Origin of the sequence: Achromobacter sp. GD03932 (assembly GCF_029839485.1) — a bacterium.
Classification (GTDB): Bacteria; Pseudomonadota; Gammaproteobacteria; order Burkholderiales; family Burkholderiaceae_B; genus Achromobacter; species Achromobacter bronchisepticus_A.
In genome coordinates this window covers 114,715-137,386 of sequence record NZ_JAOCAT010000009.1, presented here as the reverse complement: position 1 = coordinate 137,386, position 22,672 = coordinate 114,715, and the positions used below count along the sequence as shown (strand labels likewise).

At 66.0% G+C, this 22,672-nt stretch carries 23 protein-coding genes; 18 read left to right on the top strand and 5 right to left on the bottom strand.

The genetic code is table 11. From position 1 onward, the window contains the following. Nucleotides 1-10 precede the first annotated feature (10 nt). Nucleotides 11-1,435 carry an aldehyde dehydrogenase gene (locus N5C88_RS11020; RefSeq protein WP_280015333.1) on the bottom strand — a complete coding sequence of 475 codons (1,425 nt, stop codon included), beginning with the start codon at nucleotides 1,433-1,435 and terminating at the stop codon, nucleotides 11-13. Nucleotides 1,436-1,637: 202 nt separating this feature from the next. Here N5C88_RS11020 and N5C88_RS11015 point away from each other — a divergent pair, with 202 nt between their 5' ends. The 18 genes from N5C88_RS11015 (at nucleotide 1,638) to N5C88_RS10930 (ending at nucleotide 18,699) form a co-directional block, all read left to right on the top strand. Then, on the top strand, nucleotides 1,638-2,606 hold the full coding sequence (locus tag N5C88_RS11015; RefSeq protein WP_059374874.1) for a tripartite tricarboxylate transporter substrate binding protein: 969 nt from the start codon (nucleotides 1,638-1,640) through the stop codon (nucleotides 2,604-2,606). A 74-nt stretch (nucleotides 2,607-2,680) separates the two neighbouring features. Further along, nucleotides 2,681-3,661, top strand: a complete 981-nt coding sequence (locus N5C88_RS11010; RefSeq protein WP_059374871.1) for a tripartite tricarboxylate transporter substrate binding protein — start codon at nucleotides 2,681-2,683, stop codon at nucleotides 3,659-3,661. A 47-nt stretch (nucleotides 3,662-3,708) separates the two neighbouring features. Further along, the gene (locus tag N5C88_RS11005; RefSeq protein ID WP_251877429.1) at nucleotides 3,709-5,256 is read left to right on the top strand and encodes a carboxyl transferase domain-containing protein; all 1,548 of its coding nucleotides are present in this window, start codon (nucleotides 3,709-3,711) and stop codon (nucleotides 5,254-5,256) included. A 20-nt stretch (nucleotides 5,257-5,276) separates the two neighbouring features. Further along, nucleotides 5,277-6,641 (top strand): biotin carboxylase N-terminal domain-containing protein, encoded by a 1,365-nt coding sequence (locus N5C88_RS11000; protein WP_280015315.1) that lies wholly within the window; start codon nucleotides 5,277-5,279, stop codon nucleotides 6,639-6,641. A 15-nt stretch (nucleotides 6,642-6,656) separates the two neighbouring features. Then, complete coding sequence (locus N5C88_RS10995) at nucleotides 6,657-6,869, top strand: acetyl-CoA carboxylase biotin carboxyl carrier protein subunit (RefSeq protein ID WP_059374865.1); 213 nt, start codon at nucleotides 6,657-6,659, stop codon at nucleotides 6,867-6,869. 7 nt (nucleotides 6,870-6,876) lie between these two features. Then, a complete protein-coding gene (locus N5C88_RS10990; RefSeq protein ID WP_280015314.1) occupies nucleotides 6,877-8,964 on the top strand; it encodes a 3-hydroxyacyl-CoA dehydrogenase NAD-binding domain-containing protein in 2,088 nt (695 codons plus the stop codon). A gap of 44 nt (nucleotides 8,965-9,008) precedes the next feature. Further along, nucleotides 9,009-9,413, top strand: a complete 405-nt coding sequence (locus N5C88_RS10985) for a Zn-ribbon domain-containing OB-fold protein (RefSeq protein ID WP_280015313.1) — start codon at nucleotides 9,009-9,011, stop codon at nucleotides 9,411-9,413. Next, nucleotides 9,413-10,585 (top strand): thiolase, encoded by a 1,173-nt coding sequence (locus N5C88_RS10980; RefSeq protein WP_059375343.1) that lies wholly within the window; start codon nucleotides 9,413-9,415, stop codon nucleotides 10,583-10,585. Before N5C88_RS10985 ends, N5C88_RS10980 begins: the two co-directional genes overlap by 1 nt. Nucleotides 10,586-10,622: 37 nt before the next feature. Beyond that, nucleotides 10,623-11,315: a 3-oxoacid CoA-transferase subunit A gene (locus N5C88_RS10975; RefSeq protein ID WP_280015312.1), complete on the top strand. Its 693-nt coding sequence runs from the start codon at nucleotides 10,623-10,625 to the stop codon at nucleotides 11,313-11,315. After that, nucleotides 11,305-11,976 (top strand): 3-oxoacid CoA-transferase subunit B, encoded by a 672-nt coding sequence (locus N5C88_RS10970; protein WP_251877421.1) that lies wholly within the window; start codon nucleotides 11,305-11,307, stop codon nucleotides 11,974-11,976. The genes N5C88_RS10975 and N5C88_RS10970 overlap by 11 nt, the downstream gene beginning before the upstream one ends. A 113-nt stretch (nucleotides 11,977-12,089) precedes the next feature. Further along, nucleotides 12,090-12,476: a hypothetical protein gene (locus N5C88_RS10965; protein ID WP_059374855.1), complete on the top strand. Its 387-nt coding sequence runs from the start codon at nucleotides 12,090-12,092 to the stop codon at nucleotides 12,474-12,476. Continuing rightward, complete coding sequence (locus tag N5C88_RS10960) at nucleotides 12,473-13,321, top strand: alpha/beta hydrolase (protein WP_280015311.1); 849 nt, start codon at nucleotides 12,473-12,475, stop codon at nucleotides 13,319-13,321. The genes N5C88_RS10965 and N5C88_RS10960 overlap by 4 nt, the downstream gene beginning before the upstream one ends. A 51-nt stretch (nucleotides 13,322-13,372) precedes the next feature. Next, nucleotides 13,373-14,536 (top strand): ABC transporter substrate-binding protein, encoded by a 1,164-nt coding sequence (locus tag N5C88_RS10955; RefSeq protein ID WP_059374851.1) that lies wholly within the window; start codon nucleotides 13,373-13,375, stop codon nucleotides 14,534-14,536. A 22-nt stretch (nucleotides 14,537-14,558) separates the two neighbouring features. Then, nucleotides 14,559-15,428: a branched-chain amino acid ABC transporter permease gene (locus N5C88_RS10950; protein WP_059374849.1), complete on the top strand. Its 870-nt coding sequence runs from the start codon at nucleotides 14,559-14,561 to the stop codon at nucleotides 15,426-15,428. Nucleotides 15,429-15,431: 3 nt separating this feature from the next. Beyond that, on the top strand, nucleotides 15,432-16,406 hold the full coding sequence (locus N5C88_RS10945; RefSeq protein ID WP_059374846.1) for a branched-chain amino acid ABC transporter permease: 975 nt from the start codon (nucleotides 15,432-15,434) through the stop codon (nucleotides 16,404-16,406). Then, nucleotides 16,403-17,185: an ABC transporter ATP-binding protein gene (locus N5C88_RS10940; protein WP_280015310.1), complete on the top strand. Its 783-nt coding sequence runs from the start codon at nucleotides 16,403-16,405 to the stop codon at nucleotides 17,183-17,185. The genes N5C88_RS10945 and N5C88_RS10940 overlap by 4 nt, the downstream gene beginning before the upstream one ends. Further along, entirely contained in the window at nucleotides 17,172-17,885 is a 714-nt protein-coding gene (locus tag N5C88_RS10935) for an ABC transporter ATP-binding protein (protein WP_280015309.1), read from the top strand. The genes N5C88_RS10940 and N5C88_RS10935 overlap by 14 nt, the downstream gene beginning before the upstream one ends. 1 nt (nucleotide 17,886) lies before the next feature. Further along, entirely contained in the window at nucleotides 17,887-18,699 is an 813-nt protein-coding gene (locus N5C88_RS10930) for an N-acyl homoserine lactonase family protein (protein ID WP_280015308.1), read from the top strand. Nucleotides 18,700-18,738: 39 nt separating this feature from the next. On the opposite strand, the gene N5C88_RS10925 is transcribed toward N5C88_RS10930, so the two are convergent. From N5C88_RS10925 to N5C88_RS10910, 4 genes are all read right to left on the bottom strand, one after another. Further along, nucleotides 18,739-19,584, bottom strand: coding sequence for a branched-chain amino acid aminotransferase (locus tag N5C88_RS10925; protein ID WP_118931856.1), 846 nt, complete (start codon nucleotides 19,582-19,584; stop codon nucleotides 18,739-18,741). Nucleotides 19,585-19,670: 86 nt separating this feature from the next. After that, entirely contained in the window at nucleotides 19,671-20,696 is a 1,026-nt protein-coding gene (locus tag N5C88_RS10920; protein ID WP_280015307.1) for an ABC transporter substrate-binding protein, read from the bottom strand. 105 nt (nucleotides 20,697-20,801) lie between these two features. Beyond that, entirely contained in the window at nucleotides 20,802-21,785 is a 984-nt protein-coding gene (locus N5C88_RS10915; protein WP_059374833.1) for a branched-chain amino acid ABC transporter permease, read from the bottom strand. After that, nucleotides 21,782-22,669: a branched-chain amino acid ABC transporter permease gene (locus N5C88_RS10910; protein ID WP_118931855.1), complete on the bottom strand. Its 888-nt coding sequence runs from the start codon at nucleotides 22,667-22,669 to the stop codon at nucleotides 21,782-21,784. The genes N5C88_RS10915 and N5C88_RS10910 overlap by 4 nt, the downstream gene beginning before the upstream one ends. Between the last annotated feature and the right edge of the window lie 3 nt (nucleotides 22,670-22,672).

Here is a 22,672-nt window from a genome sequence, read left to right as displayed (position 1 = left end):
GCGGCTGTGGCTACATGCCGAAGTAGATGCCCTTGGATTGCTGGTACAGCCGTAGGCCGCTCACGCCTTTTTCACGGCCGATGCCGCTTTGCTTGAAGCCGCCGAACGGGGTCGAAATCGAAAGCTGCTTGTAGGTGTTGATCCACACGCTGCCCGCCTCCAGGCGCTTGGCGATGCGCCAGGCGCGGCGGTAGTCCGCTGTCCAGATGCCGGAGGCCAGGCCGTAGGCGCTGTCGTTGGCCTGATCGACCAGGTCGTCTTCGTCCTCGAACGTCAGCGCGCACAGCACCGGCCCGAAGATCTCCTCGCGCACCACATGCGCGTCACGCGCCAATCCCGCCAGCACGGTAGGAAGATAAAACGCGCCCGTCTGCAGCCCGGCGTCGTCGGGGCGTTGTCCGCCCAGCAGCACCTGGGCGCCTGCGCGGCGGGCAGAGTCCACCATGGCCTCGATCCTGCCGCGATGGCCGAACGATGCGATCGGTCCCATCTGCGCGCCTTCCGCGTCGGGCAGGTCTACCTTGAGTGCGCTGGCGCGGGCGACCAGCTTCGCGATGAAGGACTCGGCGATGCTGCGCTGGACGTAGAGCCGCGAGCCCGCCACGCAAGACTGCCCGCTGCCTTCGAAGATGCCGCCGATGACGCCGTCTATCGCCGCGTCCTGATCCGCGTCCGCGAACACGATGTGCGGCGATTTGCCGCCGAGTTCCAACGCTACCGGCATCAGCTTCTCGGCGGCGGCATGGGCGATGGCGCGGCCGCTGGCGGTGCCGCCGGTGAACGACACCATGCGCACGCCGGGGTGTTCGACCAGGCGGCGGCCCACGGTCGAACCCAGGCCCGTCAGTACGTTGAGGATGCCCGGCGGCAGGCCGGCCTCCAGCGCGATGCGGCCCAGTTCCAGCGCCGGCGACGAGGTGACCTCGGACGGCTTGAGGATGACGGCGTTGCCGGCGGCCAGGGCAGGCGCGATCTTTTGCGCTTCCATCGTAAGCGGTGAATTCCAGGGCGTGATCGCCACCACCACGCCATACGGATCGTATTGCGTCATCGACAGATAGTTGCCGCGCGGCGGCGTGACTTCGGCTCCCAGCGTTTCGCAGACGCCCGCGTAGTAGCGGAAGGTGGCCGCGGCGCTGGCGACCTGGGCCTTGCATTCCGCCCAGACCTTGCCGTTCTCGATCATCTGCAGGCGCGCCAGCAAGGGCGCGTTGGCGTCCATGCCGTCGGCAATGCGTCGCAGGATCGCCGCGCGCTGGTGAGGCAGCATGTCGCGCCAGGCCGCGCGCCGCTGGGCTTGCCAGGCCGCATCCACAGCCTGGTCGACCTGCGCGTCGGACGCGGCGCTGATGAAGTAGTTGCGTGCGCCGGTGGCGGGGTTGATGGACTCGAAAGCATGGTCGCTTTGCGTAGCCCACTCCCCGTCGATCAGCATGGATTTCAGGGTTTCCGGGGTATCGGACATGAAGTTCTGTTCCTCTCTTGATGGCACGCCGCGAATGGGGCCGTGGCGTCGGACGAGCATTTATTCGTTGACATGCTCTGGCCGAAAAAATATAAAATAGAATAAACGTTCTGTCTAGAGGAACGATAAAAATATACCGCACGTCAATCGAAGGACAAGAGGAGACATCACAATGCAACGCAATTGGCTGCGCGCCCTGGCTTGTGCCGCGGCGCTGTTTGCGGGCACGGCACAAGCCGCGTCCTATCCGACCAAACCCGTGACCATGGTCGTGCCCTATCCGGCCGGCGGCGCCACCGATGTGGTGGCGCGCGCGGTGGCGGAAAAACTCACGCAGTCCTGGGGGCAGACCGTCATCGTCGAGAATCGCGCAGGCGCGGGCACGACGATCGGCGCCAGCGCGGTGGCGCGTGCGCAGGGCGACGGCTACACGCTGTTCATGACCACATCGGCGCACACGATCAGCGGCCATCTCTACGCCAAGCTCAACTACGACCCGGTCAAGGACTTTGCGCCGATCACGCTGGTGACCAAGGTGCCGCTGGTGCTGGTGGTCAATCCGTCCATCCCCGCCAAGAATCTGCAGGAATTTCTGGCCTATCTCAAGCGGGATGGCGCTTCGGTCAACTTCGCCTCTCCCGGCAACGGCACGGCCCAGCATCTGAGCGGCGAGCTGTTCAAGATCGCCACGCACTCCTCCATCACGCATGTGCCGTACCGCGGCGACGCGCCGGCCTTCACCGACCTGGCCGGCGGCCAGGTCCAGATGATGCTGGCCACCATCACCTCGGCCCTGCCGCTGATCGAATCCGGCAAGCTGCGCGCGCTGGCGGTGGCCAACGGCAAGCGGGTGCAGGCGCTGCGCGACGTGCCGACCTTCGCCGAGGCGGGCATGCCGGGCTTCGAGGCCGCCACCTGGTTCGGCCTGCTTGCGCCGGCGTCGCTGCCCGCGCCGCAAGCGCAACGCATCTATCAGGACGTATCGAAGATCGTGGCGACACCCGAGATGCAGGCGCGCATCGAAGGCTTGGGTGGAGAAGTGGTCAACAGCACGCCGCAGGCCTTCGCGGCCTTCATGGCGCAAGAGCAGGAGAAGTGGGGCCAGGCCGTCAAGGCTTCCGGCGCCGTCGCCGCGCAATAACGGCGAAGAGGTCCGCAGCCGCGCGTCCATGTAGCGCGCGGCGCGGAATCCGACAACAACGGAGGAGACACATCATGCAAGTTTCGAAATGGCTCGCGGCAGGTTCGTTTGCTTTGCTGGCATTTGGTCCCCAATGGGCAAGCGCCACCGGCTATCCCAACGCGCCGGTGAAATTCGTGGTGGGCTTCAGCCCTGGCAGCACCATCGACACGGTGGCGCGCATCATGGGCGAGGCGCTTTCCGCCCGCATGGGACAAACGTTCGTGGTGGAGAACAAGACCGGCGCCAACGGCATGATCGCCGCCCGTGCCGTGGCGCAGGCCAAGCCTGACGGCTACACCATCCTGGTCAGCAACTCCAGTTCGATCACGGTCAATCCCTTGCTCTACAAGGATATGCAGTACGACCCGCTCAAGGATTTCGCGCCGGTGACCACCGTGGTTTCGGTGCCTTTCATCCTGACGATCAATGCGGAGAATCCGCGCGTGGCCGGCGTGGTCGACGTCAAATCGCTGGTGGACCTGGCGCGCCGCAATCCCAATACCGTCAGCTACGGTTCGGCCGGCAACGGCAACCTGATGCACCTGGCAGGCGCCCAGCTGGCGACCATGTCCGATACGCAGATGCTGCATGTCCCGTACCGGGGCGCGGCGCCGATGGAGGCGGGGTTGATGTCCAAGGAGGTGGATTTCGGCTTCGACACCTTGTCTGGCGTGCCGCTGATCAAGGCGGGCAAGCTGAAGGCGCTTGCCGTGTCCACGGCGCAGCGCTGGCATGACTTGCCTGAGGTGCCGGCAGTGGCGGAGCTGGGCTATCCGGGCTTCGACATTTCCTTCTGGGTCGGCATTTTTTCCCCAGCCGGCACCCCGCCCGAAGTGGTCGAACGGCTGAACAAGGAGATTGCCCTGGCGGTCAAGGATCCCGCCGTGCGCGCACGTCTGGCGCCTCAGGGCAATCCCTTGACGCAATCGCCGCAGGCTTTCCGGCAGAAGATCGCCGATGAACTCAAGCAGAACGAAGCGCTCATCAAGCGCGCCAACATCAAGATCGATTGAGCCGGCGGCAATGGGCCGGTTCGGCAACAGGCAGAAGGGAGCATACGGTGTCCTGGGAAAAAGAACTGCGGGAATTGGCGCTGCGCAAGGAGTTGGCGGCGCGCATGGGCGGCGAGGCGAAAGTGCGCCGGCATCGGGAGGGCGGCAAGCTGCCGGTGCGTGAGCGCATCCAGAAGATGGTCGATGCGGAATCGTTTCGCGAGGTCGGTGCGCTGGCCGGCAGCGGGGAATACGACGATCAAGGCCAGCTGACGGACCTGACGCCGTCGAATCTCGTGATCGGCCGCGCCAAGGTGCAAGGGCGGCCGGTCGTGGTGTGCGCCGACGATTTCACCGTGCGCGGCGGCGCCAATGACGGCGCGGTCGGCGACAAGCTGATGGAGGCCGAGCGCATGGCCCAGGATCTGCGCCTGCCGCTACTGCGGCTGGTGGATGGCACCGGCGGTGGCGGCTCGGTGCGCAACATCGAGATCAAGGGCCACACTTTATTGCCCAAGTTGCGTATGTGGCCGCTGATGACGCAGAACCTGGCCACAGTTCCAGTCGTGTCGCTGGCGCTGGGCTCGGTGGCCGGCCTGGGCGCCGCGCGTGTGGCGGCAAGCCACTATTCCGTCATGGTGCGCGAGACCTCGCAGTTGTTCATCGCGGGGCCTCCCGTGGTGGCCCGTATCGGTCAGACGCTGGACAAGAATGAACTGGGCGGCAGCGACATCCACACCCGCAATGGCGTGGTGGATGACGAGGCCGACTCGGAAGAAGCCGCTTTTGCGATGGCACGGCGCTTCCTGTCCTACTTGCCCCGATCCGTGCACGAACTGTCGCCGCGCGCCGAGGGCGGAAGACGTCCAGGCGGCGGGCAGGACTGGCTGCGCGGCGTCATTCCCGCCGACGCGCGTGCCGTGTACAAGATGCGGCCCATTGTGGACGCGCTGGTGGACGAAGGCTCGTTCATGGAGATTGGCCGCCGCTGGGGGCGCGCGATGATCACGGGCCTGGCTCGCATCGACGGTTGGCCGGTGGCGGTCTTCGCCAGCGATCCCTACCACTATGGCGGAGGCTGGGACGGTCCTTCCGCCGAGAAATTCACCCGGCTGCTGGACCTGGCCGAGACCTTTCATCTGCCGGTCGTCAATCTGGTGGATGTGCCGGGCTTCCAGATCGGCCTGAACGCGGAGAAGGCCGGCGCCATGCGCTATGGCGTGCGCGCGCTGAGCGCGGTGGCGCAGTCCACCGTGCCATGGTGTTCGATCATCGTGCGCAAGGCGTTCGGCGTGGCGGCTGGCGGTCACCAGAGCGCGGGAAGATTCAATTTCCGCTATGCCTGGCCGTCCGCGCAATGGGGGTCGTTGCCGGTCGAAGGTGGATTGGAGGTCGCCTACAAGGCCGAGATCGAGGCCGCGGCGGACCCCGAGGCCAAGATGCGGGAGATCGAGGCGCGGGTACGCGGCCTGACCTCGCCGTTCCGCAGCGCCGAGGCTTTCGTGGTGGAGGACATCATCGACCCGGCCGCCACGCGCAACGTGCTGGAGGAGTTCGTGGAGTTGGTGGCGCCCTTGCGCGAAGCCGGCCCGCGCGCCTTCGGCTACCGGCCTTGATTCGCCACATGGAGCCTCTGATGAAGCGAGTGCTTGTTGCCAACCGGGGGGCTGTTGCCCGCCGCGTCATCCGGGCGCTGCGCACGCTCGGCATCGAATCCGTGGCGGTCTACTCCGAGGCGGACCGGGATTTGCCTTACCTGAGCGAGGCCGATGTCGCGCTCCCCATCGGCCCGGCGCCGGCGTCGCAGAGCTACCTGAACCGTGACACTCTTTTGCGGGTGGCGCGAGAGTGCGGCGCCGATGCCTTGCATCCCGGCTATGGCTTTCTTTCCGAGAACGCGGACTTTGCCGAAGCGGTGGAGCAGGCGGGCATGGTCTTTGTCGGTCCGTCCCCACGCTGGATTCGCATGCTGGGGCACAAGACCCAGGCGCGCGACGCGATGCGGGCGCTGGGCATGCCCATGGCGCCCAGCAGCGCCGTGCTGGGATGCGATCTGGAGGCCGTGCGGCAGGCCGCCGAAACCCTGGGCTATCCGGTGCTGATCAAACCTGCAACGGGCGGGGGCGGTATCGGCATGATTCCCCTGGCCTGCCCGCAGGATGTGGACACCGAATGGGGCCGGGCGCGGCTGATCGCCGAGCGCAGCTTCGGCGGTTCGGAGCTGTACCTGGAGAAGCTGCTGCGCGATCCGCGTCACGTCGAGTTCCAGTTCCTGGCCGACCGCCATGGACAACTGCGCTGCCTGTACGAACGCGATTGCTCGACCCAGCGCCGCCATCAGAAGGTGCTCGAAGAGGCGCCTGCTCCAGGCCTGGAGCGCGCCGCGCTGCAAGACATGGCCGCACGGTTGGAGGCCATGTTATCCGGCATGGGCTACGACGTGATCGGCACGGTCGAAATGCTGTACACGCCCGAAACCGGCTTCTCGTTCCTGGAGATCAATACCCGCCTGCAGGTGGAGCACGCGGTGACCGAGTCGGTGACGGGCGTGGATATCGTCGCCGCGCAGCTGCGGCTGGCTGCCGGCGAGCGCATGGCCGATGTGTTGCCGCTGGTTCCGCCCTTGAGCGGCCACGCCATCGAGGCGCGGGTCTATGCAGAGGATCCGGTGCGCTTCCTGCCTTCGCCGGGCGTGCTTCAGGAGTTTGCTCCGCCCGCGATGGCGGGGGTGCGCATCGAGACAGGCTACGCGACGGGATGCCGCGTTTCCAGTCACTACGACCCCATGCTGGCGAAAGTGATCGCCAGCGCGCAGACCCGCAGACAGGCGCTGGACCTGTTGAAGGCCGCCTTGGCTCAGTTCCGTGTGGGGGGCGTCAAGACCAACATTCCGTTCGTCCTGCGTCTGCTGGACGACCCTGAGTTCCGTGCGGGCCGCGTCTCCACCGGGATGGTGGCACGCATGCTCGAAGAATCGCGCGCGACCGCGCACGCCGCATAAATCAAGGAGATGACGATGTTCAAAGTGGAAACCCCCGTAGTCGGCCGAGTGGTCGCCGTAACCGTCCGACCGGGCCAGCGCGTGGAGGCTGGCGACAGCGTCGCCAAGGTGGAATCGATGAAGATGGAGATCCCAGTCGAGGCCGAGCGCGCGGGTACGGTCGTTCGCGTGCTCGTGGCGGAAGGCGACGAAGTGGACGAAGGCCAGATCGTCGTGGAACTGGAATGAGATGGCCATGTTGATCCATACCGAGCGGATGGAATCGGGGCGCGTGGCGGTATTACTGCTGCGCAATCCACCGGTCAATAGCCTGGGCGCGGAGCTGCGGACGCGATTGCATGCAGCGATCGAAGCCGCGCTGGCGGATGCCAGCGTGCGCGCGCTGGTGTTGGCGGGAGATGGCGACTTCTTCTGCTGCGGCGCCGAGATCCGCGAATTCAATACTCCCATGTCCACGCGCGAACCGACGCTGCGCTCGGTCATTGCGTTGCTGGAGGGCGCGACCAAGCCTGTCGTGGCGGCAATACACGGCGCGGCCCTGGGGGGCGGGTTGGAACTGGCGCTGGGCTGCCACTACCGCGTGGCCCTGGAAGGGACGTCGCTGGGCCTGCCTGAAGTGAAGCTGGGAGTGCTGCCCGGGGCGGGGGGCACGCAAAGGCTTCCGAGAATCGTTGGCGTCGAGCGGGCGTTGACCATGATCGCGCAGGGCGATCCGGTCGATGCGGCCACGGCAAGGGAATGGGGGCTGGTCGACGAGGTCTACGGCGACGCGCTGCTGCCGCGCGCGGCCGCCTATGCGCTGGCGGTCGCCGACGCGCCACTGGCGGATCGCAACGTTGGCGCGCGCCGGGTGCAGGCGCCGCCGGACACGGCAGTCTACGACCGCGCGCGTGCGCAGGCTGCCCGCCGCTACCGCGGCTGCGTGGCGCCGCTGGCTTGCGTGGCCTGCGTGGAATATGCGGCCGGGTCGGCGCTGCCGGACGGGCTGGCCTTCGAGCGCGAGCGCTTCCTGGAACTGGTCAACGGCAGCCAGTCCAAGGCGCAGCGCCACCTGTTCTTCGCGGAACGGGCGGCGCTCAAGCTGCCCGCGGATTGGCAGGCTGGCGGCGGCATCGCCAGGGTGGGCGTGGTGGGCGCCGGCACCATGGGCGGCGGCATAGCCATGAGCCTGGCCAATGCCGGCCTGGATGTGGTGCTGGTCGAACGCGATGAGCAGGCCTTGGATCGCGGGTGGTCGGCCATCAGGAATCACTACGCGGCGACCGTGGTCAAGGGAAAACTGTCGGCTGCGCAGGAGGCCGGACGCCTGGCGCGCATAAGTCGCAGCCTGGACATGGCGGCGCTGTGCGACGTCGACCTGGTGATCGAGGCGGCGTTCGAGGACATGGACGTCAAGCGCCAGATATTTTCCGCGCTGGATCGGATCTGCAAGCCCGGCGCCATACTCGCGTCGAACACGTCGCGGCTGGATATCGACGAGATCGCCGGATACACCAGCCGCCCCGCGCAGGTGCTGGGAACTCATTTCTTCAGCCCCGCCCATGTCATGCGGTTGCTGGAGGTAGTGAAAGGGCGCGCGACCGATGGCGCGGTGGTTGCGACGGTGTTCCGGCTGGCGCGCAAGATGGGCAAGCTGCCCGTGCTGGTAGGCGTCTGCGACGGCTTCGTCGGCAACCGGATGGTCAGCCCCTACACGCGGGAAGCGCATTTCCTGCTGGAGGAGGGCGCGTCGCCGTCGCAGGTGGACGGCGCCTTGCAGCGCTTCGGCCTGGCGATGGGGCCTTTGCGCATGGCGGACATGGCCGGACTGGATATCAGCTGGGCCTTCCGCAAGCGCATGGCGCCCACGCGGCCCGCGCATCTGCGCTACTCGCGCGTGGCCGACCGCCTGTGCGAACAAGGGCGTTTTGGCCAGAAGACGGGTAGCGGGTTTTACCGCTATGAACCCGGCAGTCGGGAGCCACTGGAGGATCCTGCCGTGCATGCGCTTATCGAGGCTTGCGCGCGGCAGGACGGCATCAGCCGGCGGGAGATCTCGGATGACGAGATCGTGCAGCGCACGGTATACGCGCTCGTCAACGAGGCGGCGCACATCCTGGACGAAGGCATCGCCGCAAGAGCGTCGGACATCGATGTGATCTACGTCCATGGCTATGGATTCCCGGCGCACCGGGGCGGTCCCTTGTTCTACGCGGATCAGCAGGGGCTGCCCGCCGTGCTGGCCGCGGTCCGGCGCTTCCACGAACAGCACGGCGAACAGTGGCGGCCGGCTCCCTTGCTGGAGCGGTTGGCGGCCGAGGGGCGGTCCTTCGCGGATTTGTGACGACAGCGGCGCAGCGCCGCGAACAAAGAAGAATGGAGACAAGCATGGTCACCGAAGAGAACGACGGCGCCGCGGCTCGCGGCCCGCAAGAACAGTATTTTTCCAGCCTGGCGCAAGGCCGGTTCCTGATCCAGCGCTGCGCATCTTGCGGCGCGCACCAGTTTTTTCCCCGAGTCCTGTGCATGCATTGCGGCGCCACCGAGCTGGAGTGGACCTCGCCGGCCGGCACGGGCACGGTCTATTCCTACAGCGTCGTGCGCCGCAAGCCGGAGGCCGGCGGCGACTACAACGTGGCGCTGATCGACCTGGAGGAAGGCGTGCGCTTGATGAGCCTGGTCGACGATATCGCGCTGGATCGCCTGCGCATCGGCTTGCCGGTACGTGCGCGGGTGCGGCGCGACGACGGCCAGGTGGCGATGCTGGTGTTCACGCCCGCGGAGGACGCATGATGACGCTGGAGTCGTTGCGTGGCCAGGTCGCGATAGCCGGGGTGGGGCATGCGGGCCTGGGCGAAGCCCATGGGTATACCGAGATGGAGGTACTGGCGCAGGCGGCGACGCGGGCGGTGGCCGATGCGGGCCTGTCGATGCGGGATATCGACGGCCTGGCGACATGCAGTTCGTCGGCCACCATGTGGAGCATGCCCGTAGCGGAGTACCTGGGGCTGCGGCCGCGCTATATCGAAGCCTCAATGTTGGGCGGTTCCAGCTTTGTGTCGCACTTGCTGCCATCCGTGATGGCGCTGGCTTCGGGGCAGTGCGACGCAGTGCTGGTGTGCTACGGCAGTACCCAGAAGACCGCCGTCTTCGGCCGCAAGGAGGGCGTCAAGGCGCGGGCCTTGCTCGATCCGCAGCCTTTCGAGCATCCATATTCGCCAATGCAGCCGGTCACGTCCTACGCCTTGGCAGCCGCCCGCCATATGTATCAGTACGGCACCACGCGGGAACAACTGGCCGAGGTGGCCGTCGCCGCCAGGGCCTGGGCCAGGCTGAATCCCGAAGCCGCGATGCGCGAACCGCTGTCGATCGAGGACGTGTTGCGGTCGCGTCCGGTCTCGGACCCCTTGACGGTGCGCGACTGTTGCCTGGTAAGCGACGGCGGCGGCGCGTATGTGATGGTGCGCGCCGATCGCGCCCGCCATTTGAAGCAGGCGCCCGTCTACGTGCTGGGCAGCGCCACGGCTGTCTGGAACCGGCAGATCTCGTCCATGGAGGACCTGACCGTCACCGCTGCGGCGGAATCGGGCAAGCGGGCGTTGGCCATGGCGGGCCTGGGCATCGCCGACGTGGACGTGGCCGAACTCTATGATGCCTTCACCATCAATACGCTGCTGTTCCTGGAGGACCTGGGCTTTTGCAAGAAAGGCGAGGCCGGTGCCTTCGTGCAGGGAGGCGGCATTGCCCCTGGCGGGCGGCTGCCCGTCAATACCAATGGCGGCGGACTGTCCTGCGTGCATCCTGGCATGTACGGCATCTTCCTGGTGATCGAAGCCGTGCGCCAGCTGCGCGCCCAGGCGGGAGAGCGCCAGGTTCCCGGGGCCGATATCGCGCTGGTGCATGGCAACGGCGGCACGTTGTCCAGCCAATCGACCGCCATTCTTGGCGGCCCGGCCACTCGTTGAGCGGGCCGCCTTCATCATAGGCAGGGAGAAAGAGCCCATGCTGGACAAGATAGTCAATACGCTGGAGGCCGCGGTGGCGGGCGTGCCGGATGGCGCGGTGATCCTGATCGGCGGCTTCGGCGCCTCGGGCGTGCCGACGGAGCTGGTGTGCGCGCTGCTGGACCAGGGCGCGCGTGAACTCACCATTGTCAACAACAACGCCGGCAATGGCCCAAGGGGCCTGAGCCAGCTGGTGGAAGCGGGACGCGTGCGCAAGATGATCTGTTCCTTCGCGCGTTCCTCCGACCGGAAGAACCCGAATGCGGCGGCTTTCGCGGACGCCTACCGCGCCGGGAGAATCGAGCTGGAGTGCGTGCCCCAGGGCACCATGGCCGAGCGCATGCGCGCCGCGGGCGCCGGGCTGGGACCGTTTTTCACGCCCACCGCCTACGGCACGCCGCTGGCGGCCGGCAAGGAGACGCGCGTCATAGATGGCGTGGGCTATGTGCTGGAAGCGCCTTTGAAAGGGGACTATGCCTTCGTCAAGGCCCGCATCGCGGACCGTTGGGGCAACCTGATGTACCGCTACGCGGGCCGCAATTTTTCCCCGGTCATGTGCATGGCCGCCGCCACCACGGTGGCGCAGGTCGACGACATCGTGGACCTGGGCGGCATTGCGCCCGAGCACGTCATGACGCCGGGCATCTTCGTCAAGCGGGTGGTGCGGACAGGAGCTGGCCATGGCATTTGAAAAACTCACGCGGCAGCAGATCGCGCGGCTGGTCGCGGCCGATATCGAGGATGGCGCCTACGTCAATCTGGGCATCGGCATCCCCACGCTGGTGTCGGCGTTTCTACCGCCCGGCCGCGACGTGATCCTGCATACCGAGAACGGCATTGTGGGCATGGGGCCGGGCGACGCCGAGGCGCCGCTGGACCTGGATCTGATCAACGCCAGCAAAGAGCCTGTCACCCTGCTGCCGGGAGCGTCCATCACCGATCACGTGGTGTCGTTCGCCATGATGCGTGGCGGCCATCTGGATTTGACGGTGCTGGGGGCATTTCAGGTGTCGGAGCGGGGCGATCTGGCCAACTGGGACACGGGCGCGCCGGGCACGATACCCGCCGTGGGCGGCGCGATGGACCTGGTGGCGGGCGCCCGGCAGGTCTACATCACCATGGAACACGTCACCAAGGACGGCCAGCCCAAGATAGTCCGCGAATGCTCCTATCCGCTGACGGGCACAGGGGTGGTGGATCGCATCTATTCCGATCTGGCGATCATCGACGTTTCGCCTGCCGGGCTGTCGGTGAGGGCGATGGTGGCGGGCCTGGATTTCGAGGTCTTGCAGGGACTGACCGGATGCCCGCTGAGGCTGGCCGCTGATTGCCGGACGCTGACGGTCAGATAGGCATTTCTCCGGATTCTCGCCATGTTGACACCGGGACTTTTCAATATATAGAATGTTCTTACAGAAAGAATAAATGTTCTGTCTGTAAGAACAAAAAAGAAAGCGGAGAGACAATGGAACCAGTTGCCAAACCTGCCGATGGCGCGCGGCTGGCGCAGCGCTTCAGTGCTCGCGCGCTGTCGTTTTCGCGCCAGCGCCAGGTCGATATGAATCTGCTGCTGCGCTTCGGGGCCAGCCCCGTGCTGGTGGGCGTGCGCGGCGGGCGGGTGGTGGCGGCCGCCGCGCCCGCCACACCCATGCCGTCCTGCGATTTTTCCTTGAGCGCGTCCGCGGATGCCTGGTCGCGCTTCTGGCAGCCGGTGCCGCCGGCAGGCTGGCATGACCTCTTCGCGCTCAGCAAGCGGCGCGAGCTGACCATCGAAGGCAACCTCCAGCCGCTGATGGCGCATCTGCAATTCATCAAGGACCTGCTGGCCACGGGCCGGGAGACGCAAGCATGAGCGCCGCTCTGGAACCCATCGTCGGCCGTTATGTGTCGTTGAACATCGCCGGCAGGAGCAACCGTGTCTACTTCGAAGAGGCGGGCGAGGGCATACCGCTGGTCTGCTTGCATACGGCGGGCGCGGACAGCCGGCAATACCGTCACATGATGTGCGATCCCGACATCACCTCGCGTTACCGGGTCATTGCGTTCGACCTGCCATGGCATGGCAAGTCCTATCCCCCCGAAGGTTGGCAGGACGAGGAATACCGGCTTTCCACTGAACTCTACGTGGCAACCATACTCGCCTTTTGCGACGCGCTGGCGCTGCCGCGGCCCGCCCTGATTGGCTGCTCGATAGGCGGTCGCATCGTGCTGCAGCTTGCCCACCAACATGCCGAGCGCTTCCGCGCGCTGATCGGCGTTGAAGCCGCGGACTTTCAGGAACCGTGGTACGACACCGCCTGGCTGCACCGCGGCGACGTGCATGGCGGCGAGGTATGCGCCGCTCTGGTGTCCGGTCTGGTTGCGCCGCAATCGCCGGCCGTGCATCGGCACGAAACGCTCTGGCAATACATGCAAGGCGGGCCAGGCGTATTCCGCGGGGACCTGTACTTCTATCGCGTCGACGCGGACCTGCGGGGAGAGCTCGAAGGCATCCGCACCGATCTGTGTCCGCTCTATCTGCTGACGGGGGAATACGACTTTTCCTGCACGCCCGAAGACACCTTGCGCACGGCCGCTGGCATCCCCGGCGCGCAGGTCGCCGTGATGCGCGAATTGGGACATTTCCCGATGAGCGAAAACCCGCGGCAGTTCCGTCGCTACGTGCTGCCAGTGCTTGACGCCATCGCCCGCCTGTAGAGCGGGCGCAACAGACGGGCAGGCACTGCCCGCGTACTCACAGGAGACATCATGCGTTATCCGATCATTCTGGCTGGCCTCGTTGCCTTGGGGGCCGCGTCCGCGGCACAGGCCCAGGAGACCCTGAAACTGGGCGCGCTGGTTACGCTGTCCGGCGCCGGGGCCGCGTGGGGGCAAGGCATGAAGAACGCCGCCGAGGTCGCGGCGGACCAGGTCAATGAGGCCGGCGGCCTGGACGTCGGCGGCAAGAAGTATCGGGTGCAGGTTGTCGCCTACGATGACAAGTACCAGGCCAACGAGGCCGTGACCGTCGCCAATCGCTTGGTATTCGAGGACAAGGTCCGCTACATCGTCGGGCCCGTCGGTTCGGCGCCCGTGCTTGCCATCCAGCCGATTACGGAGAAGAACAAGGTCATTCTGCTGACGCTGGGCTTTACCGCCAAGGCGTTGGCCGCGGACAAGCCCTATACCTTCCGCCCCAACGTCACCACCGCCGAGGTTTCGCAGCCGCAGATAGACTGGCTGGTCAAGTCGCAGGGGCTGCGCAAGGTGGGGGCCTTGTTTCCCAATGATGAAACCGGGCAGCAGATCGCCCTCGATCTGGAGGCCGCCTACAAGAAGGCGGGCGCGGCGCTGTCCGCCAAGGAATTCTTCGAACGCGACCGAGTGGATTTCGTGCCGCTGCTGACCCGCATGATGGCTCGCGGCATCGACGCCATCGAGCTGGACGGCAATTCGCCCGCCACCGCGGGTCTCATCGTCAAGCAGGCGCGCGAACTCGGTTTCGAGGGGCGCATCGTGCGCACGGGCGGACCTGCCACGCAGGAAATCGTGAACGTGGCGGGCAAACAGGCGGCCGAAGGCATGCTGGTGCATACGCCAATCGACCCGCAACTGGCCGCCACCAAGGCCTACGCGGACCGCTATGCGGCCAAGTACAAGCATCCGATGAACGGCTTCAGCCCGGCTTTCTACGATGGCACGCAGATGCTGTTCGAGGCCATGCGCCGCGCCGGCAGCGTGGAAGACACCGAGCGCGTCCGTGTCGAATTGGAAAAGCTCGATGGCTTCGAGGGTGCGCTGGGAAAACTGAGCTGGACTGGGCGGGCCATGTACGGGATCGATCACCAGCTCAACGCGCCGTTCTACGTAGCCGAGGTCAAGGACGGCCTCGAGGTGATCCGCGCGCGCTGCACCGTGGCGGAGTGCCGCTAGCGCGGCCCGGGGGGAGCGCGACGTGGATTGGAGCATTTTGCTGGCGCAGGCCACGGTCAACGGCTTGATCGTGGGGCTGCTGTATCTGTTGATGGCCGTGGGTTTCACGCTGGTGTTCGGCGTGATGCGGATGGTGAACTTCGCTCATGGCGAGTTCTACATGCTGGGGGCATTCGGCGCGTACTACCTGACGACCCAGGCGGGCTTCTCGTTCCTGCCGGCCGTGGCGCTGACCTTCGTGTTTGCGGTGGCGGGCGGCGCGGCGCTGGAATGGGGCGTGCTGAAGCCGTTTCGGCGCGATGAACTCAACGGCATGATCGCGACCATCGGGCTGGCGATGATCTTGCAGAACCTGGCGCTGATGTTCTTCGGCCCGGATCCGCTTTCCATGCCGGCCGTGGCGCGGGGCACGGTGCGCCTGGACAAGCTGGTCGTGCCGCTGTCGCGCGTCTACGTCGTCGCTTTCGCCTTGTTGGCGCTGGCGCTGCTGTATGGGTTCCTGCGTTATTCACGGCCGGGACGGGCGCTGCGCGCGGTGGTGGAGGATTTCGAAATCGCGGCGATCCAGGGCATACGCTCGCGCATGTATTACCCCCTGGGTTTCGGCTTGGGCGTAGGGCTGGCGGCGGTGGCGGGCGCGTTGATGGCGCCCTTGTTCTCGGTGTCGCCGTTCGTGGGCGCAACGCCGTTGCTCAAGGCGTTCATCGTGGTGATCCTGGGTGGGCTGGGCAGCATCCCGGGCGCGGCGGTCGCCGGACTGGCGCTGGGGCTGGCGGAGAGCTACGGCAGCCTGCTGTTTGAAAGCAGCACGGCGGACATGCTCATCTTCGCCGTGGTCATCGTGATGTTGGTGGTGCGGCCCAAGGGGCTGCTAGGCCGCGGGGAGGCATAGGCCATGACAGAACTATCGCTTGAATCCGGCTTGCCGCGGCCCGCGCCGTTGCGTTGGCTGCTGTGGGCCATGCTGGCCGCGGTGGCGGCGGCGCCCTGGTTCGCCGGGCCCTTTGTTCAGCATCTGGCGGTGCTGACCTGCCTGAACGTGCTCATCGTCAACGGTCTGGCGCTGATCTCGCGTTGCGGCCAGCTGTCGCTGGGACATGCCGCTTTTGTCGCCATAGGCGCCTATGGTTCGGTGCTGGCGGGACGCTACCTGGGCTGGAGCTTTCTGCCCGCCGCGTTGGCGGGAATCGCCTTGACGGCGTTGGTTGCGCTGGCCCTCGGAGCGGTGATCCTGCGGCTCAAAGGCGTGTATTTCGTGCTGGTCACTTTCGCGTTTGGCGAGCTGCTGCGCCTGATCCTGCTCGACGGTTCATCGTGGTCGGGCGGCGCCAATGGCATCGCCGGGATCGAGCCTGCCGCGTTGGCGGGCCTGGTGTTCGACTCGCGCGCGCGTTTCTACGGATTGGCGCTGTGCGCTGCGCTGGGCTCGGTGGCACTGCTGAGCGCCTTGGCGCGACGGCCATTCGGACATGCCATCGACGCCGTGGCCGACAACCCGGCACTGGCCGAATCCACCGGCCTGAGCGTGCGCCGCATCCAGCTATGCGCTTTCATTGCCGGCTGCGCCCTGGCTGCGGCAGGAGGCTCGTTGCTGGCGCGCTATGTCGGCTACGTGTCGCCGGAATCCTTCAACGCCAGTATTTCCATCGGCTTCATCATCATGCTGGTCATCGGCGGGCGACGTTCGGTGTGGGGAGGCCTGATCGGCGCCATGGTGTTGACGCCGCTGCCTGAGCTGTTTCGTGGCGCGGTGCAGACGCAGCATATTTTCTACGGCGCGGCGTTGATCCTCATCCTGCGCTTTCTGCCCGCGGGCCTGGCCAGCTTGCCGGGGCCCTGGCAGGCGCGTCGCCGCAAGGAGTCCCAATGAACCAAGCGCTGCTGCAAGTGCAGGGCCTGTCGCGCAGTTTCGGCGGCCTGGCCGCCCTGAGGGAGCTGAGCTTTTCTGTCTCTCAGGGCGAGATCGTCGGGTTGATCGGTCCTAATGGGGCGGGCAAGACCACGGCGTTCAACGTCATCAGCGGCACCATGCCGCCGACCTCCGGTAGTGTGCGGTTCGATGGCCGCGATATCGCTGGCGGTCCACCCAGCCGAGTGGTCGTGCAAGGGCTGGCACGCACGTTCCAGTCCACCTCGACTTATCCCGACGTCTCGGTGGCCGAGAACATCCGCCGCGGCATGCTGGCGCGCGCGCGGCAATCATGGTTGCGCCGCTTGGCAGGGCGCAGCCACGACCTGCTTACCGACACGCAGATCGCACAGGAGGTCAACCGGCTGTTGAGCCTGCTGGACCTGCAGGCCTGGCGCGATGCGCCGGCTGGGGCGCTGGCCTATGGCTTGCAGAAGAAGTTGGGGATCGCCGTGGCGCTGGCTTGCCGCCCGCGCATGCTGCTGCTGGATGAGCCAGCCGCCGGGCTGAATCACGAGGAATGCAACGAGTTGGGAAGGCTGTTGCGCCGCCTGCAGTCGGAAGAGGGGTTGACCATGCTGCTGGTGGAGCACCATATGGCGCTGGTCATGGAACTCTGCCACCGCATCGTGGTGCTGGTCCAGGGCGAGAAGATCGCCGAAGGCGCGCCGCAGGCCATCCGCGAGAATCCCGCCGTCATTGAAGCCTATCTGGGAGCGCCCGATTATGCCCATGCTTGAAGTCCAGGATATGAGCGTGCGCTACGGCCAGTTGGAGGCCGTGCGTGGTGTCAGCTTTGCGGTGGAGACAGGCCAGATCGTGGCGCTGGTCGGTTCCAACGGCGCGGGCAAAAGTTCGACCTTGAAGGCGCTCATCGGGTTGGCGCCGGTTGCTGGCGGCCGCATTCTCCTCGATGGCCGGGATCTGGCGCGGCAAGGCTCTGCCGCCCGTGTCGCCGCCGGCCTGTCGTTGTCGCCCGAAGGACGCCGCCTGTTCGGGCGCATGAGCGTGTTGGACAACCTGATGGCGGGTGCGCATGCGGTGCGTTCGCGCCCGGCAATACGTCGCCGGCTGGACGAAATCTATGCTCTGTTTCCCAGAGTGCGGGAGCGGCGTTCGCAACTGGCGGGGTCGTTGTCGGGCGGAGAGCAGCAGATGGTCGCCATCGGGCGGGCGCTGATGGCGCAGCCGCGGCTGTTGATGTTGGATGAACCCTCGTTGGGCATCGCGCCCAAGATCGTGGCGGAGATCGCCGGCGCCATCGAGCGCATCAACCGGGAAAGCGGCATTGCCATCGTTCTGGTGGAGCAGAACGCCCGCCTGGCGCTGCGCCTGGCTCACCAGGCGCACGCATTCGAGCATGGCGTCGTGGTGCGCAGCGGCAAGGGGTCCGAACTGCTGGAGGATCCGTTCGTGCAGAAAGCCTATTTGGGAGTTTGATATGGGCGATCCAAGGCGGGATGTGCTGCCGGAATACGAGGTGTACGCCATCCGCTACGCGCGCATGCCGCGTCGGCGGCGCGACAATTTTCTGGGTGGCGACCCCCACGACGCCGACATGCCGATGGACTTCTTCGTCTGGCTGGTGCGTGGCGCCGGACGCGTCGTGCTGGTCGACACCGGATTCAATGCCGAGACGGCGCATAAGCGCCGCCGCGAGCTGATCCATTGTCCGATAGCGGCCTTGGCGCCGCTGGGCGTGCGGCCCGTGGACGTTCAGCACGTGGTCCTGACCCATCTGCATTACGACCATGCCGGCAATCTGGATCGTTTGCCGCGGGCGCGTTTCCATGTGCAGGATGGCGAAATGGACTACGCGACCGGCCGCTGCATGTGCTTCGAGCCGTTGCGGCATGCCTATGCCGTCGAGGACGTGGTCAGCCTGGTCCGGCATGTCTACGAGGACAGGGTCGTATTCCACGATGGCGATTCAGCGCTGTTGCCCGGCATCGGGCTGCTGAAGATCGGCGGCCATACCAAGGGCTTGCAGGCCGTGCGGGTGCACACCGCGAGAGGCTGGGTGGTGCTGGCATCGGATGCCAGCCACTACTACGAGAACATGGACGCGGGCCGCCCTTTTCCCATCGTCTACAACACGGCGGAGATGTTGTCGGGATACGCCAGGCTGGTCGGGGCCGCGCAATCGGAGGAACACGTCGTTCCGGGCCATGATCCTCAGGTGCTGGAGCGCTATCCTTCCTGGCAGGGTTCGCCGCATGTGGCGGCGCTGCATCTGCCGCCACGGGCGGACTGATTCCAGCCCTGATCCCGCCCGTGGCGTGAGCCGCGAGCCTCAATGACGGCCGGTTTGCTCCGCGTAATCCATATACAGCTTGTGCGCGCGGCGGGCCATGGGGCCGTATTCGAGCTTGCGGTCTTCCACGCGGTTCACGTGCACCACCTTGCCGTAGTTGCCGGACGAGAATACTTCGTCGGCTTCCTCGATGTCGGCGCGGGTCAGGCTGCGTTCCTGCACGTCGACGCCGTCGGCCTTCAGCAGCGCCAGCACGCGGCGGCGCGTGATGCCATTCAGAAAGGTGCCGTTGTCGGCCGGCGTGGACACCACGCCGTTCTTGGCGATCCACAGGTTGCTGGTGGCGAACTCGGCGATGTTGCCCGCGCCGTCCAGCATGATGGCGTTGTCGAAACCCTTCTCGGCGGCTTCGCGGATGGCGCGCTGGCCGTTGGGGTACAGGCAGGACGCCTTGGCGTCGGTGGGCGCCATGTTGGGCCAGGAACGCGCAAAGCTGGAGAAGCAGGCGGAGAAGCCCTGGTCGCCCGGCATCGGCACCTTGAACACGTGCAGCACGAACTGGGTCTTGTCGGCGTCCGGCAGCAGGAAGCCGTCGGCGCAATAGAACATGGGCTTGATGTAGAGTTCGCTGCCCTGCGGGAATTTCGCCACCGCCTGCAGGCAGAGCTTTTGGATCTCTTCCCAGCCGATCTGGGGCTTCATCAGCATTTTTTCGGCCGAGCGCACCACGCGTTGGCAGTGCAGATCCAGGTCGGGCGTCAGGCCGCGGAATGCGCGCGCGCCGTCGAACACCATGCTGGCCATCCAGAAGGCGTGGTCGGCGGGGCCGAGCAGTTTGGGGTTTTCAGTGGTCCAGTGACCGTTGTGCCAGAACAAGGCATCCATGGTTGTCTTCCTTCACTTGAATTGGGGTGGCGCTATCGGCGCGCCGAAACGTCAGGATACATGAGGCGGCTGCCGGCTTCCCGGCATCATTCGCGCGCCAGCGCCGCTTGCACGCGGTCGGCTGCCTGGGCCGGCATCCATTGCCGCCAGACCGGGCCGTATTGCCTGAGGAAATAGCGCGCGGCGTCCTCGGGTTCCTTGCCTTCGTTTTCCAGCCAGCCCAGGGTGGCGTCGATGGCGTCGCCGGGCACCGTCAGCTTGCCCAGGAATTCGGCGATCTGCGGCGCCTGTTTCGCGAACTCGGCATTCACGCCCGTGACGACGGGGTTGGGTTTGAACTCGGTGGGCACGGGATTCGCGCATTTGGGATCGGTCATGCAGGTGTAGGCGGCCTGGTCGAACGCGGGCAGTTCCAGCTTCACCAGATCCAGCGCGCCGACCAGCGAAGTGGGCGTCCAGTAGTAGAAAACGATGTCGCGCTTGCGCTTGTAGGCGGACACGATGGCGGCTTTCTGCGCAGCGCCGGAGCCGGGCGCGAACATCGCATAGTCCTTTTCAAGCTTCAAGGCGCGCAGCAGGTTCTCGTTCAGGGTGCCGCAGGCCCATCCTGCCGGACAACCGTAGATCCGGCCGCGGCCGGGTTCCTCGGGATCGGCGAAGACGTCCTTGAAGCGTGCCAGGTCGGCTGCCGACTTCAAGCCGGGATGGCGCTCGACGGTGTAGCGGGGCACGTACCAGCCTTCGCCGGCGTCGTAGACGTGGCCCACGCCCAGCACCTTGCCGCTGGCCAGGGCCTTCTTCCATGCGCCCTCGATCTGGCCGGGCCACACTTCCGGGGTGACGTCGACGTCACCGCGTTGCAGCGCCGCCAGCATGGGCAGGGTTTCGCCGATTTCGACCGTGGTCTTGCAGCCGTAGCCGTGTTCCAGCACGTAGCGTTCGATGCCGGCCAGCACCAGGTTGGATTCCCAGTTCAGGCCGCTGAAGCGGACCGGCCGTTTGACTTCGCATACGGGCGCGGCGGCATCCGCGGCTTGCGCAGCCGGGGGAAGAAGGGCGGCGGCCAGCGCCAGGGCGCCAAGGACGGGGGCGAGCGGATGCGGTTTGCGCATGGTCAGGCACCTGTTTGGTTGGGTGCCGTTCATTGTACGGGCGGCAGCGGCCTCGCCAAATGAAACGGGGCCGCATAACGCGGCCCCGTGCTTGCGCTGCCAGGATCAGGCGCGGGCGGCGCGCCGGCGATCGATGAAGGCGCCGACCTCGCCCACGATGCCGCGGCGGAAGGCCAGCACGCAGATCACGAAGATCAGGCCGATCACGATGGTGACCGATTCGCCCAGGCGCAGGAACCAGTCCACGCCGGTCAGGTTGGCCATCATCTGGCCGAAGTCGCCCACCTTGTTTTCCATCAGCACCACGATGAAGGCGCCGAGGATGGGACCGGTCAAGGTGCCGAGTCCGCCGATCAGCGTCATCAGGATGACCAGGCCGGACATCTGCCAGGTGGCATCGGACAAGGTGGCCGACACGAAGACCAGGGTCTTGGTGGCGCCCGCCAGGCCGGCCAGCGCTGCCGACAGCACAAAGGCCAGCAGCTTGAAGCGGTCGACGTCGTAGCCCAGCGAGATGGCGCGCGGTTCGTTTTCGCGCAGCGCCTGCAGCACCTGGCCGAAGGGCGAGTTCACCGTGCGCCAGATGATGAAGTAGCCAATGATGAAGATGGCCATCACCACGTAGTACAGGTTCAGGTCCTTGGACAGGTCGATCAGCCCGAACAGGGTGCCGCGCGGCACGCTCTGCAGGCCGTCCTCGCCGCCGGTGAACTTCGCCTGGAGGAAGAAGAAGAACACCATCTGCGACAGGGCCAGGGTGATCATGGCGAAATAGATGCCGCTGCGGCGGATAGCGATGGCGCCCATCGCCAGACCCAGCAGCCCCGCCACGGCCACGCCGAACAGCAGGCCGATCTCGGTGGGGAAGCCCCACACCTTGAGCGCGTGGCCGGTGGCGTAGGCCGCGCTGCCCAGGAAGGCGGCGTGGCCGAACGACAGCAGCCCGGTGAAACCCAGCAGCAGGTTGAATGCGCAGGCGAAGAGCGCGTAGCACATGATCTTCATGGCGAAGATCGGATAGACCCCGATGAAGGGAAGAATGGCCACCACGATGGCCAATACCGCATAGCCCAGGAATTGACGATTCATTTTTCTTTTCCGAACAGCCCGGCCGGGCGGATCAACAGAACGATGGCCATGATGATGAACACGACCGTGCTGGAGGCCTCGGGCCAGAACACCTTGGTCAGTCCTTCGATCACGCCCAGGCCCAGACCGGTCACGATGGCGCCCATGATGGACCCCATGCCACCGATCACGACCACGGCGAACACGACGATGATGAGGTTGGAGCCCATCAGCGGAGAAATCTGCAGCACGGGCGCGGCCAGCACGCCGGCAAAGCCCGCCAGCGCCACCCCGAAGCCATAGGTCAGGGTGATCATGCGCGGCACGTTCACGCCGAAGGCCTCGACCAGGCGGGGGTTTTCGGTGCCGGCGCGCAGCAGGGCGCCAAGGCGGGTGCGTTCGATGACGAACCAGGTTGCCAGACACACTGTCAGGGAGGCTGCCACGACCCAGCCGCGGTAATTCGGCAGGATCATGAAGCCCAGGTTGGTGGCGCCGCGCAGCGCGTCAGGCGTGGGGTAGGGCTGACCCGAGACGCCGTAGAAGCTGCGGAACAGGCCTTCTATCAGCAGCGTCAGGCCGAAGGTCAGCAGCAGCCCGTACAGGTGATCCAGCTTGTACAGGTGCCGCAGCAACAGCTTTTCTATGATGATGCCGAACAGCCCGACGACCAGCGGCGCCAGGATCAGCATGATCCAATAGTTCAACCCCAGGTACGACAGCCCCATCCAGGCGATGAACGCGCCCAGCATGTAGAGCGCGCCGTGCGCGAAGTTGATGACGTTCAGCAGCCCGAAGATGACGGCCAGCCCGAGCGACAGCATGGCGTAGAAGGAGCCGTTGACCAGGCCTAGCAATAGCTGGCCGAACAAGGCCTGTATGGGGATGCCGAAAATGTCAGTCATCTT